The organism is Streptomyces albidus (ex Kaewkla and Franco 2022) (genome assembly GCF_013870515.1).
Classification (GTDB): Bacteria; Actinomycetota; Actinomycetes; order Streptomycetales; family Streptomycetaceae; genus Streptomyces; species Streptomyces albidus.
Genome location: NZ_JACBXA010000036.1, coordinates 1 through 14,754, shown reverse-complemented (window position 1 = coordinate 14,754; position 14,754 = coordinate 1). Strand labels below are relative to the sequence as shown.

The 14,754-nt window shown below is 68.2% G+C and carries 15 protein-coding genes; 3 read left to right on the top strand and 12 right to left on the bottom strand.

Going from position 1 to position 14,754, the window contains the following annotated elements:
* The 12 genes from rplB to rpsL form a co-directional block, all read right to left on the bottom strand.
* Nucleotides 1-837 carry a 50S ribosomal protein L2 gene (gene rplB / locus H5J26_RS08980; RefSeq protein WP_181765217.1) on the bottom strand — a complete coding sequence of 279 codons (837 nt, stop codon included), beginning with the start codon at nt 835-837 and terminating at the stop codon, nt 1-3.
* Nucleotides 838-876: 39 nt separating this feature from the next.
* Nucleotides 877-1,209 (bottom strand): 50S ribosomal protein L23, encoded by a 333-nt coding sequence (rplW, locus tag H5J26_RS08975; protein ID WP_181765216.1) that lies wholly within the window; start codon nt 1,207-1,209, stop codon nt 877-879.
* Nucleotides 1,209-1,865, bottom strand: a complete 657-nt coding sequence (gene rplD, locus H5J26_RS08970; protein WP_181765215.1) for a 50S ribosomal protein L4 — start codon at nt 1,863-1,865, stop codon at nt 1,209-1,211. The genes rplW and rplD overlap by 1 nt, the downstream gene beginning before the upstream one ends.
* An 8-nt stretch (nt 1,866-1,873) precedes the next feature.
* On the bottom strand, nt 1,874-2,518 hold the full coding sequence (gene rplC, locus H5J26_RS08965) for a 50S ribosomal protein L3 (RefSeq protein ID WP_181765214.1): 645 nt from the start codon (nt 2,516-2,518) through the stop codon (nt 1,874-1,876).
* A gap of 16 nt (nt 2,519-2,534) precedes the next feature.
* A complete protein-coding gene (gene rpsJ / locus H5J26_RS08960) occupies nt 2,535-2,843 on the bottom strand; it encodes a 30S ribosomal protein S10 (RefSeq protein WP_016909683.1) in 309 nt (102 codons plus the stop codon).
* Between the two features lie 395 nt (nt 2,844-3,238).
* Nucleotides 3,239-4,423, bottom strand: a complete 1,185-nt coding sequence (locus H5J26_RS08955; RefSeq protein WP_181765213.1) for an aminotransferase class V-fold PLP-dependent enzyme — start codon at nt 4,421-4,423, stop codon at nt 3,239-3,241.
* 8 nt (nt 4,424-4,431) lie between these two features.
* Complete coding sequence (locus tag H5J26_RS08950) at nt 4,432-4,938, bottom strand: MarR family winged helix-turn-helix transcriptional regulator (RefSeq protein ID WP_181765212.1); 507 nt, start codon at nt 4,936-4,938, stop codon at nt 4,432-4,434.
* Between the two features lie 40 nt (nt 4,939-4,978).
* A complete protein-coding gene (gene panD / locus H5J26_RS08945; protein ID WP_181765211.1) occupies nt 4,979-5,413 on the bottom strand; it encodes an aspartate 1-decarboxylase in 435 nt (144 codons plus the stop codon).
* 198 nt (nt 5,414-5,611) lie between these two features.
* Nucleotides 5,612-6,805 carry an elongation factor Tu gene (gene tuf, locus H5J26_RS08940; RefSeq protein WP_181765210.1) on the bottom strand — a complete coding sequence of 398 codons (1,194 nt, stop codon included), beginning with the start codon at nt 6,803-6,805 and terminating at the stop codon, nt 5,612-5,614.
* 222 nt (nt 6,806-7,027) lie between these two features.
* Nucleotides 7,028-9,151 (bottom strand): elongation factor G, encoded by a 2,124-nt coding sequence (fusA, locus tag H5J26_RS08935; protein ID WP_181765209.1) that lies wholly within the window; start codon nt 9,149-9,151, stop codon nt 7,028-7,030.
* A gap of 39 nt (nt 9,152-9,190) precedes the next feature.
* On the bottom strand, nt 9,191-9,661 hold the full coding sequence (gene rpsG / locus H5J26_RS08930; protein ID WP_181765208.1) for a 30S ribosomal protein S7: 471 nt from the start codon (nt 9,659-9,661) through the stop codon (nt 9,191-9,193).
* A gap of 1 nt (nt 9,662) precedes the next feature.
* Entirely contained in the window at nt 9,663-10,034 is a 372-nt protein-coding gene (rpsL, locus tag H5J26_RS08925) for a 30S ribosomal protein S12 (RefSeq protein WP_003948652.1), read from the bottom strand.
* 655 nt (nt 10,035-10,689) lie between these two features.
* Between rpsL and H5J26_RS08920 the strand changes: the two genes are divergently transcribed.
* From H5J26_RS08920 to H5J26_RS08910, 3 genes are all read left to right on the top strand, one after another.
* A complete protein-coding gene (locus tag H5J26_RS08920) occupies nt 10,690-11,991 on the top strand; it encodes a cytochrome P450 (protein WP_181765207.1) in 1,302 nt (433 codons plus the stop codon).
* A 64-nt stretch (nt 11,992-12,055) separates the two neighbouring features.
* Complete coding sequence (locus H5J26_RS08915) at nt 12,056-13,879, top strand: non-ribosomal peptide synthetase (protein WP_181765206.1); 1,824 nt, start codon at nt 12,056-12,058, stop codon at nt 13,877-13,879.
* Nucleotides 13,876-14,646, top strand: coding sequence for a thioesterase II family protein (locus H5J26_RS08910; protein ID WP_181765205.1), 771 nt, complete (start codon nt 13,876-13,878; stop codon nt 14,644-14,646). The genes H5J26_RS08915 and H5J26_RS08910 overlap by 4 nt, the downstream gene beginning before the upstream one ends.
* The last annotated feature ends 108 nt before the right edge of the window (nt 14,647-14,754 follow it).

Below are 14,754 nucleotides of genomic sequence, written 5' to 3'. Positions count from 1 at the left end.
CTAGCGCTTCTTGTTCGTCTTGCGGCGGCGGACGATGTACTTGTTGCTGGCCTTCTTCGGCGAGCGCGTACGCCCCTCCTTCTGACCCCACGGCGAAACCGGGTGGCGACCACCGGAGGTACGACCCTCACCACCACCGTGCGGGTGGTCGATCGGGTTCATGACCACACCGCGGACGGTCGGGCGGACGCCCTTCCAGCGCATGCGGCCGGCCTTGCCCCAGTTGATGTTCGACTGCTCGGCGTTGCCGACCTCGCCCACAGTGGCGCGGCAGCGGACGTCGACCAGGCGGATCTCGCCGGACGGCATGCGCAGGTGGGCCATGCGGCCCTCCTTCGCCAGCAGCTGCACGGAGGCACCGGCGGACCGGGCGAACTTCGCGCCGCCACCGGGCCGCAGCTCGATCGCGTGGATGGTCGTACCGACGGGGATGTTGCGCAGCGCCAGGTTGTTGCCCGGCTTGATGTCGGCCCCGGGACCGTTCTCGACGCGCGTGCCCTGCTTCAGGCCGGCCGGCGCGAGGATGTAGCGCTTCTCGCCGTCGACGTAGTGCAGCAGCGCGATGCGCGCGGTGCGGTTCGGGTCGTACTCGATGTGCGCGACCTTCGCAGGCACGCCGTCCTTGTCGTGACGACGGAAGTCGATCACGCGGTAGGCGCGCTTGTGGCCACCACCCTGGTGGCGAACGGTCACACGACCGGCGTTGTTACGGCCGCCCTTGCTGTGCAGCGGGCGGACCAGCGACTTCTCCGGCGTGGACCGCGTGACCTCGACGAAGTCGGCGACACTGGCGCCACGACGGCCCGGAGTCGTCGGCTTGTACTTGCGGATACCCATTTCTCAGTCCTCGTCCGATATCGGACGGTCCTGTCTCCGTCAGGAGACCGGACCGCCGAAGATGTCGATACGGTCGCCCTCGACGAGGGTCACGATGGCGCGCTTGGTGTCCGCGCGCTTGCCGTAACCGGTGCGGGTGCGCTTGCGCTTGCCCTGACGGTTGAGGGTGTTGACCCCGCTGACCTTGACCGAGAAGACCGTCTCGACGGCCTGCTTGATCTGGGTCTTGTTGGCGCGCGGGTCGACGACGAACGTGTACTTGCCCTCGTCCAGCAGTGCGTAGCTCTTCTCCGAGACCACCGGCTTGATCAAGATGTCACGGGGGTCCGTGAACGTCTTGCTGGTGACGGTGGCGGCGGTTGCCTCACTCATCAGGCGTCGCTCCCTTCGAGCTGCGAGGTGGCCTTCTGCGGGCCGGCCACGAAGGACTCGAAGGCGGCCTTGGTGAAGACCACGTCGTCGGAGACCATCACGTCGTACGTGTTCAGCTGACCCGGATCCAGGACGTGCACCTGGGGCAGGTTGCGAGCTGAAAGCCATGCGTGCTCGTCGCTGCGCTCGGCCACCAGGAGCACGTGCTTGTGCCCGCTGATCTTGCCCAGCAACGTCTTCGCGGCCTTCGTCGAGATCTCGTTCTCGACGACACCGGAGACGACGTGCACGCGGCTGTGGCGGGCCCGGTCGGAGAGGGCACCGCGCAGGGCGGCGGCCTTCATCTTCTTCGGGGTCCGCTGCGAGTAGTCACGCGGCTGGGGACCGTGCACGACGCCACCGCCGGCGAACTGCGGGGCGCGGGTCGAGCCCTGACGGGCGCGGCCGGTGCCCTTCTGGCGGTACGGCTTCTTGCCACCGCCGCGCACCTCGCCACGGGTCTTGGTCTTGTGCGTGCCCTGTCGGGCAGCGGCCAGCTGGGCGACGACGACCTGGTGGATCAGCGGAATGCTGACCTGCACGTCGAAGATCTCCGAGGGGAGTTCGACGGTCCCGGTCTTGTCGCCGGCCGGCGAAAGGATGTCAATGGTGCTCATCGGTTACCTCAGGCCCCCTTGGCCGCGGTACGGACCAGGACGAGGCCGCCGTTCGGACCGGGGACTGCGCCCTTGATGAGCAGCAGGCCCTTCTCCGCGTCAACGGCATGGACGGTCAGGTTCTGGGTGGTGACCCGCTCGTTGCCCATGCGGCCGGCCATCCTGGTGCCCTTGAAGACACGGCCGGGGGTGGCGCAGCCACCGATGGCGCCGGGCTTGCGGTGTACGCGGTGCGCACCGTGCGAAGCCTTGCCGCCGCGGAAGCCGTGGCGCTTCATGCCACCGGCGAAGCCCTTGCCCTTGGACTTACCGGTCACGTCCACCTTGCCGCCGGACTCGAAGGTGTCGGCGTTGATCTCCTGGCCGAGGGTGTACTCGCTGGCGTCAGCGGTACGCAGCTCGACGAGGTGACGGCGGGGAGTGACATCGGCCTTGGCGAAGTGGCCCTTGAGGGGCTTGTTCACCTTGCGCGGGTCGATCTCGCCGAAGGCGATCTGGACGGCTGCGTAGCCGTCCTTGTCTGCGGTGCGCACCTGGGTCACGACATTGGGCCCGGCCTTGACGACGGTCACGGGAACGACGCGGTTCTTGTCGTCCCAGACCTGGGTCATGCCGAGCTTCTCGCCCAGGACACCCTTGATCTGCTTAGCCATCTTGTTCCCGCACCCCTCAGAGCTTGATCTCGATGTCGACGCCGGCCGGAAGGTCCAGGCGCATCAGCGAGTCAACGGTCTTGGGCGTCGGGTCGAGGATGTCGATCAGACGCTTGTGGGTGCGCATCTCGAAGTGCTCGCGCGCGTCCTTGTACTTGTGCGGCGACTTGATGACGCAGTACACGTTCTTCTCAGTGGGCAGCGGCACCGGGCCCGCGACCGACGCACCAGTACGCGTCACCGTCTCGACGATCTTCTTCGCCGAGTTGTCGATGACCTCGTGGTCGTAGGCCTTGAGCCTGATGCGGATCTTCTGTCCCGCCATGGCTACTTCGTAGTCCTGTCTCTCGTAACGCTCTGGAACCCATGGGTGCCGCCCCCTGCCCCGTCCGACCCACGCGGTCGGGCGTGTCGTATGCCTTCCCGCAATGAACCACAGCGGATTCCCTTGAAAGGAAGGAGTTGGGGGTGCAGACCCACCGGTGCCTGGCTGGAAGCCCCTCCTGCACTTCCCGGAAGATTCCCGTACTTCCGCCCCTGATAAGAGGCGACGAATACTCTGGGACTCGCTTCCGGTCCTCCCGGCGGGAGGCGCGCAGCATCGGCACTCAACCGAGCAACCTGGACAGTGTGCCACACCCCGATTGGCTCATGCCAATCGGGGCCACCGCAGGGCTCCGAGTGCACGTCTGGAGGGCAGGATGCCCGCGGGTGTCGCTCTCAACCCTCGGAAAAGTTCAGCACTTCGAGTGCACGGTCGATGTCCTCGAAGGTGTTGAAGAGGTGCGGCGAGAGTCTGATGTTGCCCTCACGCACCGCGACGTGCACGCCCTCGGCCGTGAGAGCCGCGACCGTCGGCTCCACCCGGCCCCGGCGGTGCCCGAGGACGACCAACCCGGAGCGCTCCTGCGACGCCTGCGGTCCGACGACTTCGTACAGGCCCTGGTCCAGCCCGTCCAGCAGCCGCTGCACGAGCTGCTGTCCGTGAGCGTTGACGGCGTGCGCGCCCAGCCCTGCGAGCAGTTCGACCGAGCTCGTCCAGGCCGCCGTGTTGAGGAAGTCGGCCGGGCAGAAGACGTCCATGCCGCGTACGCCGAGATCCTCGATCGTGTACGACCGCATGTGCTCCAGCCCCCGTCCGCGCTGCTGCGCGAGCCAGTGGACACGGCGCGGCTCGATCATCCCGATCAGCGACGGATCGAGCCAGGTGAACCCCGTTGCGTACGGCCCGCACATCCACTTGTAGCCGCACGAGACCAGGGCGTCGACGGGCGTCGCACGCACGTCCACGGGCCGTGCGCCGACCGCCTGCGAGCCGTTCACCACGAACAGGACGCCGGCCTCTCGGCAGACCCGGCCCAGCTCCGCGAGGTCCGCAGCGGCACCGGTGAAGGAGTCGACCCAGGTGAGCGCGAACACTCGCGTCCGTGCCGTGACTGCCTCCCGCACCCGCCCCGGGTCGATCCGGCCTTGTGCGTCGCGCTGCACGAACTGCACGCGTACGCCGTGGTGTTGCTGCGCCAGCCAGGGCAGCACGGTGGCGGGATAGTCGCCCTCGACGCACAGGACCTCGTCCTCGTCGCGCCAACTCAGCCCGTACGCGATGAGGTTGAGGCCGTGGGACGTGCTGTCGCCCAGGACGATCTCGTCAGGCCGCCCTCCGACGAACGCGGCGAGGAGGGAACGCAGCTTCTCCGGGCGCTCGTTGAACGCAGCGTCGGGAATCGTGTGCGGAGCGGACTTCTCACGCGCTGCCTCGCTCGCCGCGCGCACCGCCGCGATGGGCATGGGCCCCTGGTGCGCGGTGTTGAGCCACACGTGTCCGCCCGGATCACTGAAGTGCGCGCTCCAGCCGCGCTGTTGAGTCCGTTCGGTTGTCGCGGGCAGTCGCTCGGCTTTCGTCATCGCGCTCCTCAAGGGCCGACCGCTGCCGAGACGACACAGTCGTCGCCGCGGCAGACGGCGTGCTCGCACAGCCGGCAGATCCGCCGGGCGTCGGCGCGGTCGTCGGGGAGCAGCGGGAGCATCGCCTTCAGCACACGCTCGAGGTCTTCGGCCTGATCGGGCGAGAGCTTCTCGACCATGCCCTCCAGCACGTTCCGGCGGGCCTCCAGCATCGCGTCGGCGACCCTGTCACCGGTGTCGCTCAGGCGCAGTCCGCGCGTACGGCCGTCGGGCCCGGGGCCGCGCAGGAGCAGTCCGGAGTCGACCAGGCGGCCCACGACGCGCACGCATCCTGAGTGCGTCATGCCGAGAGTCCCGGCGAGATCCGAGACCGACTGTCCCGGTCGCGCCCGGACGGTGAGCACGGCGGCCACGGCCGCCGGGTCGAGCCTCGAGGCATCGCGCAGAGACCGGTCGAGCAGATCGCCCAGGCCGACGGTCAATGCGCCGAGCCAGTTCGCCGCGAGAGTCGTCATCGGGGAAGCATGACACGAACACATGTCTGACGCATACGTTCTACGCCCCGGCCGGGACCCCCGCGACGGCCTGAGGACTGCGGCTGGTGTCGCTGCCCGGCACGGGCTCACCGGCGTCGGCGCCGAGGCCCACGATCCGGTTCCCCGCGTCCACGTGCACCACTGCGGGGCGCAGCTTCCGCGCCTCCGCCGTCTCGACCTGGGCGTAGCTGATGAGGATGACCAGATCACCGGGGTGCACGAGATGGGCGGCCGCGCCGTTGATGCCCAGCACTCCGGAGCCACGCTCGCCCTCGATGACATACGTCTCCAGGCGGGCCCCGTTGGTGATGTCGACGATGTGGACCAGCTCGCCGGGGAGGAGGTCCGCGGCGTCCATCAGATCGGCGTCGACGGTGACCGAACCGACGTAGTGCAGATCGGCCTGGGTCACGGTGGCCCGGTGGATCTTGGACTTGAACATGGTGCGCAGCATGGAAGGACTCCTGCGGAAGAGGGTCGCGCCCTCAGGGCGAGGTGCGCGCCGACCCGGCCATGGTAGGCGCGCACACGGCGGAGGCAGGAGTCCGCGGGCGAATCTCACAGTCGCAGCACGTGAAGAGGGCCCGCACGACCGGAGTCGTACGGGCCCTCTCCTCCCAGCCGGAGCCGGGCAACGCTCAGCGCGTCGAGGTCACTTGCTGATCTTGGTGACCTGACCGGCGCCCACGGTACGGCCACCCTCACGGATGGCGAACTTCAGGCCCTCTTCCATGGCGACAGGCTGGATGAGCTGGACGCTCATCTCGGTGTTGTCGCCCGGCATGACCATCTCCGTGCCCTCGGGGAGGGTCACGACGCCGGTCACGTCGGTGGTGCGGAAGTAGAACTGCGGGCGGTAGTTGTTGAAGAACGGGGTGTGCCGGCCACCCTCGTCCTTCGACAGGATGTACGCCTGCGCCTCGAACTCCGTGTGCGGGGTGACCGAGCCCGGCTTGATGATGACCTGGCCGCGCTCGACGTCCTCGCGCTTGATGCCACGAAGCAGCAGACCGACGTTCTCACCGGCCTGGCCCTCGTCGAGCAGCTTGCGGAACATCTCGATGCCGGTGACGGTCGTCGAGGTCTTGTTCTCCTTGATGCCGATGATGTCGACATTCTCGTTGACCTTGAGCACACCGCGCTCGATACGGCCGGTGACGACCGTACCGCGACCGGTGATCGTGAAGACGTCCTCGATCGGCATGAGGAACGGCTTCTCGACGTCACGCTCGGGCTGCGGGATCGCGCCGTCGACGGCGTCCATCAGCTTGACGATGGAGTCGGCCCACTCGGCGTCGCCCTCAAGAGCCTTGAGCGCGGAGACCTTGACGACCGGCACGTCGTCACCCGGGAACTCGTACTCCGAGAGAAGCTCACGGACCTCGAGCTCGACGAGCTCCATGATCTCCTCATCGTCGACCATGTCGGCCTTGTTGAGGGCGACCACGATGTACGGAACGCCGACCTGGCGGGCCAGGAGCACGTGCTCCTTGGTCTGCGGCATCGGGCCGTCGGTGGCTGCGACCACGAGGATGGCGCCGTCCATCTGGGCGGCACCCGTGATCATGTTCTTGATGTAGTCCGCGTGACCCGGGCAGTCCACGTGCGCGTAGTGACGGCTTTCCGTCTGGTACTCGACGTGAGCGATCGAGATCGTGATACCGCGCTGGCGCTCTTCGGGCGCCTTGTCGATGTTCTCGAACGCGGAAGCCTCGTTCAGCTCCGGGTACTTGTCGTGCAGCACCTTGGTGATCGCCGCGGTAAGAGTCGTCTTACCGTGGTCGATGTGACCGATGGTGCCGATGTTGACGTGCGGCTTAGTCCGCTCGAACTTCGCCTTCGCCACTGGGGTCCTCCTGTGGACTGGTGCTGTACACCCTCCACATTCTGCGGAGGGGTTCAGGTGGTCGTTATGAACCGGTCAGGACCCCGAGGGGGTTGCCCTTGACCTGTTCGCTTGGGGGGCTGGCGGACGGGGACCCGGCACAGCCGCAGGACGAAGCCGTACGGTCTGTGCCGGAGTACCCCGAATGCCTTTGCTCCAGCCTAAGGGTTGAGAAACGGTGAGTTACTCGCCCTTGACCTTCGCGATGATCTCCTCGGCGACGCTCTTGGGAACCTCGGCGTAGGAGTCGAACTGCATGGAGTAGTTGGCGCGGCCGGAGGTCTTGCTGCGCAAGTCCCCGACGTAACCGAACATCTCCGAGAGCGGGACGAGGCCGGTGACGACCTTGCCGGCGCTCCGGTCCTCCATGGACTGAACCTGGCCACGACGGGAGTTGATGTCGCCGATCACATCGCCCATGTAGTCCTCGGGCGTGTGCACCTCGACCTTCATCATCGGCTCCAGCAGTGCCGGGCTCGCCTTCCGCGCCGCATCCTTGAACGCCATCGAACCGGCGATCTTGAATGCCATCTCCGAGGAGTCGACGTCGTGGAAGGCACCGTCGAGCAGCGTCACGCGGACGCCGGTCAGCGGGTAACCCGCCAGCACACCGAACTCCATGGCCTCCTGGCAGCCGGCATCCACGGACGGGATGTACTCCCGCGGGATACGGCCACCGGTGACCTTGTTGACGAACTCGTAGCCGTCACCCTCGAGCGGCTCGACGGCGATCTGCACCTTCGCGAACTGACCGGAACCACCGGTCTGCTTCTTGTGGGTGTAGTCCACCTTGTCGACCGCCTTGCGGAGCGACTCCCGGTACGCCACCTGCGGCTTACCGACGTTGGCCTCGACCCGGAACTCACGCCGCATGCGGTCGACCAGCACGTCCAGGTGCAGCTCGCCCATGCCCGCGATGATGGTCTGGCCGGTCTCCTCGTCGGTCTTGACCTGGAAGGACGGGTCCTCCTCGGCCAGCCGCTGGATCGCGACGCCCAGCTTCTCCTGGTCGCCCTTGGACTTCGGCTCGATGGCGACCTCGATCACCGGAGCCGGGAACTCCATCGACTCCAGGATCACCGGGTTGCTCGCGTCGCACAGGGTCTCGCCGGTGGTGGTCTGCTTCAGACCCATGACGGCGACGATATCGCCGGCACCCACCGAGTCGATCTCCGTCCGCTTGTTGGAGTGCATCCGGTAGATCTTGCCGATGCGCTCCTTCTTGCCCTTGACGGAGTTGAGCACCTGCGTGCCGGTGTCCAGCCTGCCGGAGTAGATCCGGATGAACGTGAGCTTGCCCAGGTGCGGGTCGCTCGCGATCTTGAAGGCCAGCGCGGACAGCGGCTCGTCCTCCGAGGGCCGCCGCTTGAGGACCTCTTCGGGGTCCTTCACGGAGTGGCCCTCGATGGCCTCGACGTCCAGCGGGGAGGGCAGGTAGCTGACGACGGCGTCGAGCAGGGGCTGCACGCCCTTGTTCTTGAACGCCGTGCCGCAGAAGACCGGAGTGACGGTCGTCGTGCCCTCGGCACCGGTGGAGGCGAGAGTGATCCGGCGGATCGCCGCGATGAGCTGCTCCTGGGTGGGCTCCTGGCCCTCGAGGTACAGCTCCATCATCGCGTCGTCGTTCTCCGCGACGGCTTCGAGGAGCTTGCCCCGCCACTCGTCGGCGGCCTCGGCGTGCGTGGACGGGATGTCGACGGTGTCGTACATCTCGCCCATCTTCGCCTCGGGCGACCAGAGCAGCGCCTTCATCATCACGAGGTCGACGACACCCTTGAAGTCGGCCTCGGTTCCGATGGGGAGCTGCATGACCAGCGGAACGGCACCCAGCCGGTCACCGATCATGTCGACGCAGCGGTGGAACTCCGCGCCGGTGCGGTCGAGCTTGTTGACGAAGCAGATGCGCGGCACGCCGTAGCGGTCCGCCTGCTGCCAAACGGTCTCGGACTGCGGCTCGACGCCGGCCACACCGTCGAACACGGTCACCGCACCGTCGAGCACCCGCAGGTTGCGCTCCACCTCGACGGTGAAGTCGACGTGCCCGGGGGTGTCGATGAGGTTGATCGTGTAGTCGACGTCGTTGAGCGGCCAGTTGCAGGTCGTCGCGGCGGACGTGATCGTGATGCCGCGCTCCTGCTCCTGTGCCATCCAGTCCATCGTGGCTGCGCCGTCGTGGACCTCACCGATCTTGTAGCTGCGACCGGTGTAGAACAGGATCCGCTCGGTGGTCGTCGTCTTGCCCGCGTCGATGTGGGCCATGATCCCGATGTTCCGGACCTTGGCCAGGTCAAGTGAAGTGGTAGCCATGAGGCTTCAGTCTTCTCTCGGTCTCGATGGGGTCTGCGACTACCAGCGGTAGTGCGCGAAGGCCTTGTTGGACTCGGCCATCTTGTGGGTGTCCTCACGCTTCTTCACTGCTGCGCCGAGGCCGTTGGAGGCGTCGAGCAGCTCGTTCAGAAGGCGCTCGGTCATGGTCTTCTCGCGACGGGCGCGCGAGTAACCGACGAGCCAGCGCAGCGCGAGAGTGGCGGCGCGGCCGGGCTTGACCTCGACCGGCACCTGGTAGGTGGCGCCACCGACACGGCGGGACTTGACCTCGAGGGTCGGCTTGATGTTCTCCAGCGCGCGCTTCAGCGTGATGACCGGGTCGTTGCCGGTCTTCTCACGCAGACCCTCCATGGCGCCGTAGACAATGCGCTCGGCGGTGGAGCGCTTGCCGTTCATGAGCACCTTGTTGATGAGCGACGTCACCAGAGGAGTGCCGTAGACCGGGTCGATGATGACCGGGCGCTTCGGGGCGGGGCCCTTACGAGGCATGTTACTTCTCCTTCTTGGCGCCGTAGCGGCTGCGAGCCTGCTTGCGGTTCTTGACGCCCTGCGTGTCGAGGGAGCCGCGGATGATCTTGTAGCGAACACCCGGCAGGTCCTTCACACGGCCGCCGCGCACGAGCACGATGGAGTGCTCCTGGAGGTTGTGGCCCTCACCCGGAATGTAGGCAGTGACCTCGATCCCGCTGGTCAGACGCACACGCGCGACCTTACGCAGGGCCGAGTTCGGCTTCTTCGGGGTGGTGGTGAAAACACGCGTGCAGACGCCGCGGCGCTGGGGGGAACCCTCGAGCGCGGGCGTCTTGTTCTTCTCGACCTTGTCCTGCCGGCCCTTCCGGACCAGCTGCTGGATCGTAGGCACCGTTTCTCCGGTTTCTGTGTGCCGTCTCGGTAAAGCTAACCTGGGCCAGCCCCCGACCCACGAGGTCGGGTGTGTCGGAGCTGCACACTCCCGCGACAGGTATGGGGAAGTGCAGAATCCGGTGTCATCGTCTTCATTGCCGAGCTTCCGAGCCTCGGAAGCATTTATGGCAGCGCAAGTGACACCCCAGGCACGAGGTCAGAGCCTACCCAGCGCCTCGTCCCCGGTCAAAACAAGCTCCCGCCCCACACCAGGGCCATGATCCACCGCGCCCCGACCGCCTACCGGCGCGTGCGTACCGCCCCGCAAGCCCTACGACCGGCCTAGCCGAGTCGTCTCATTGTCCGCCCGGCAGCCGTGCAGAAGACTGGACGCGAGTACGCGGTGCCGTCCGTCCTGCGGTCGGGCTCCGCGACGTCGGGAATGCAGCCCGTGACGGGGAACCACCCCCGAGGACATGGAGGACCGGCCGGGGGAGACATCGAGCGGCCGGCCACCGGTCCGTCACACGTCCCGGCACGTCAGGGGGAGGGTGCGCGCCGGGCAGAGCAGGGGGGCCTCGAACTCGTCGGCCCGTCCCGGCCGTTCACGCGCACGAACGCTGTGGCCACCGCACTCGATGTCACGCAGCGAAGAGAATGAGAGGGAACGACCGATGCGCATGTACGGCCCCAGCGCGGGGGACCGACTGCCCCCGCCGGAGACAATCGACCTGTACGCACCCGAGACCTTCCGGTCGGCCTCCCAGCATCCCGCGTGGGCGGCGCTGCGCACCGAGGCTCCGGTCTGGCGTCAGGAGACCCCGGACGGCACGCCGTTCTGGTCGGTCACCCGCTACAAGGACGTCGTCGAACTCCTCCGCAACACCGACGACTTCAGCTCCGAGACCGGCACCCTGCTCTCGGTCATCCACGGTGACGACGCCGGCGGCAAGACGATCCTGCTGACGGATCCGCCGGTGCACACCTACATCAAGGCCCCGGTCGCCAAGCTCATGTCGACGCGCATGACCTTCGACCACACGGACCGGATCGCCGCGAACGTACGCCGCCTGGTCCAGCCCTGTCTGGAGGGCGGCACGCACGACTTCGCCCGTCTGATGAACGTGCTGCCCATGGCCGCCGCCGGCGAAGTCCTCGGCGTACCCGAGGAGTACTGGTCGGACGTGGCCACCTGGACGATGACGGGGCTGGCGCCCGAGGACCCGGCGTTCGCCACCGGGACGCCAAAGCAGACGCTGCAGATGGCGCACCACCAGCTCTTCTCGCTCTTCTCCGAGCTCGTCGCCGACCGCCGGCGCAACCCGGGCGACGACCTGATCTCCGTGCTCCTCCAACTGGACTTCGGCGGCCGCCCCATGACCACCGACGAGGTCCTGCTCAACTGCTACACGTTCGCCATGGGGACCAACTCCACGACCCCGCACGTCGCCTGCCAGATGATGCTCGCGATGCTGGAGCACCCCGAGGCGTGGGACGCGCTGCAGAAGGACCCCGGACTGATCATCACCGCGGTGGAGGAGGTGGCCCGCTGGGCGACACCCACCAACCATCTGATGCGCCGCACCACGCGTGAGGTGGAGATGGCCGGCTCCGTCATACCGGAGGGCGCCCCCGTCTGCGCCTGGCTGGCCTCCGCGAACAGGGACGAGACGGTCTTCCGGGACCCGTACGAGTTCGACCCGGCCCGCAAGCCCAATCCCCACATCGCCTTCGGGATCGGCACGCACTACTGCACCGGCGCGCGTGCCGCACGCATGGTGCTCAGGATCCTGCTCGAAGAGCTGGTCACACGCTTCGACCGCTTCGAGCCCGACGGCGAACCGGAGCATCTGTACTCCAACTTCGTCAACGGAATGAGCAGCCTTCCCGTGACGGCGTACCCCAAGTCCCGGCAACCCTCCGCACCCCTCACCGGCGGCGACGCGGTCAGCGGCGTCTGTCCGGTCGGCGCCTGACCGGGGCGGGCGCCGCCCGACCCGGACCGGACAGACAGACACTCAGCAGAGAGACGAACCGAGCATGGACACCCGAGCCGACGCCCGCACCGGACCGCCGACGGGCGGGAGCACCGACGCAAGCTGCGTGCACCATCTTGTCGAGGAACAGGCAAGGCTGCGCCCCGACGCCGTCGCCGTGTCGATGGACGGCGCCACCCTGACCTACCGCGAACTGGACGCCTGGGCCGGCCGCATCGCCGGAGCGCTCCTGGCCTCCGGTGTCGCACCGCAGGCCGGCGTCGTGGTGGCGGTGCCGCGTTCACTCGCCTATCCGGCAGCGGTGCTCGGGGTGCTGAAGGCCGCGGGGGCCTACGTGCCGCTCGACCGGGACTATCCGGCGGAGCGCCGCTCGTTCATCCTCCGTGACTCCGACGCTGGTGCCGTGCTCACCACGGGGGACGACCCGGACCTTGACGGCTACGGCGTGCCGGCGATCACGGTCGAGGAGCTCGGGCCGGACAGCGTGGCCGACGGCGGGGAGGACCGTGCGGAGACGGTGGCGGTACCGGGCGCCGGGAGCACGGACGCCGCGTACGTCATCTACACCTCCGGCTCCACGGGCACTCCCAAGGGTGTGGTCGTCGAGCACCGGCACGTCCTCTCCCTCGTGCGCGACGACGAGCGTCTGCATGTGCAGCCCGGGGACCGCGTCGCCCTCTTCGCACCGCTCGCGTTCGACGCCTCGACCTTCGAGCTCTGGAACACCCTGTGCCGCGGCGGTGTGCTCACCGTCCTCACCAGCGGCAGGGAGTCCGTCGCGGACCTGGGCAAGCAGCTGCGTGACGTCCAGCCCCAGTGGCTCTTCCTCACGAGCGGGCTCTTCCACCTGCTGGTGGAGTACGACCCCGAGGCGCTCGACCACGTCGGCTGCCTGATCACCGGCGGGGACGTGCTCTCGGCACGCCACTTCCGCGCCGCCGCCTCCCGCGGCACGGCCAGGGTCTACGCCGCCTACGGCCCGACCGAGACCACCTGCTTCGCGTCCTTGCACCGGGCCGAGGCCGGCCGCGAGTACATGCGCGTGCCGCTCGGAAGCCCTCTGCTGGGCACGGACTTCCACATCCTCGACGAGCAGCGCCGGCCCGTACCGGCCGGTGAGGTCGGGGAGATCTGGATCAGTGGTACGGGAGTGGCCCGCGGCTACCACGAACGTGCGGAGCTGACCGCCGAGCGGTTCCTCACCGTGGAGGAGAGCGCTTCGCGGCAGTACCGGACCGGGGATCTGGGGCGCGAACTCCCCGACGGCCAGTACGAGTTCCACGGACGGATCGACCGGCAGGTCAAGATCCGGGGATTCCGCATCGAGCCGGGCGAGATCGAGAGCGTGCTGAGCACGCACCCGACGGTCAGTGCCGTCGCGGTGGCCGCCGTCGAGGACCCCGTGGACGGGCGGCGGCTCGCGGCGTACATCGTGCCGACGCCGGGACACGTGGTCAACGCGAGGGAACTGCGCGCCTGGGTCGGCGAACACCTGCCCTCCCACATGGAGCCCGCCTCGTTCGTGGAGCTGGAGGAGATGCCGCTCGACGCCAACGGCAAACCCGACCGCTCACCGGCGCGACTGCCTCAACCCTGGACCGAGCGCGACCAGTTGGAAGGGATGCCGGCCTACCGAGGGCCCGGCAGCGAGACCGAGCGGACGATCGCCGCGGCCTGGGCCGGTTCGCTCGGCCTGGACCGGGTGGGTCTGGACGACGACTTCGAAGCACTCGGCGGCGACTCGCTCCACAGCGTCGACATCCTCGCGAGGCTGCGCAACGAGGGACTGACGGTCTCGGCGCTCGACTTCTTCCGCAGTCCCACAGTCGGTGAACTCGCCGCCGTCTGCGCGGAGTCGGGCCGGTGACCGCCGCCCGTACGCGCCGGGGCGAACCGTGGCCGGCCGCTCAGCCCGGCAGCGAGGCGGCGGCCCTGCTGTTCTGCCTTCCGTACGCCGGGGGCAGCGCCTCCGTCTTCCGTTCCTGGCCGGCCGCTCTGGCGGGGCGGCTCGACGCCGAAGTGCTGCCGGTGGAGCTGCCCGGGCACGGCCGACGCATCGGCGAGCCGCCCGGGCTCGATGTGCCCGGCCTGGCCGCACAGATGGCCGAGCGCATCGACCGTCCGTACGTGGTGATGGGACACAGCCTGGGGGCCAGGCTCGGCTTCGAACTGTGCAGGGCGCTGCGCGAACTCGGGGTGGCCGCGCCTGAGCGGCTGATCGTCTCCGGCTCCCCCGCTCCCCGGCTGCCCCGCGTCGGACTCGGCGATTCACAGCTGCCGGACGAGGAGTTCATCGACCGGGTGACCCGGATGGGCGGGACACCCGCGGCACTGTTCGAGGACCCGGAGACGCGTGAACTGTTCCTGCCGGTCATGCGGTCCGACTTCGCCTGGGGCGACGCGTACCGCTACCGGGAGGCCGAACCTCTGGTGTGCGGCATCTCGGCCTTCGCCGGCAGCTCGGACGCCGAAGCGCCGCCCGAGCAGATGGCCGGCTGGGAGAAGGAGACCAGCGGCGACTTCAGGCTGCACGCCTTCGAGGGCGGTCACTTCTTCCTCAACACCCAGCGCCCGGCGCTCCTCGACGCCCTCGTCGCCGACCTCCCCGGGCTGTCCACGGCAGGCACGGGCTGAACGGTGCGCACCGTCGCCGGCAGTGCGCACCCTTCCGGCAGAGCCGCCGGACGGACGCCCTTCCGTGCGGCGGCCAGGCCGGTCGGGCCATGTGAGCCGGCACACACG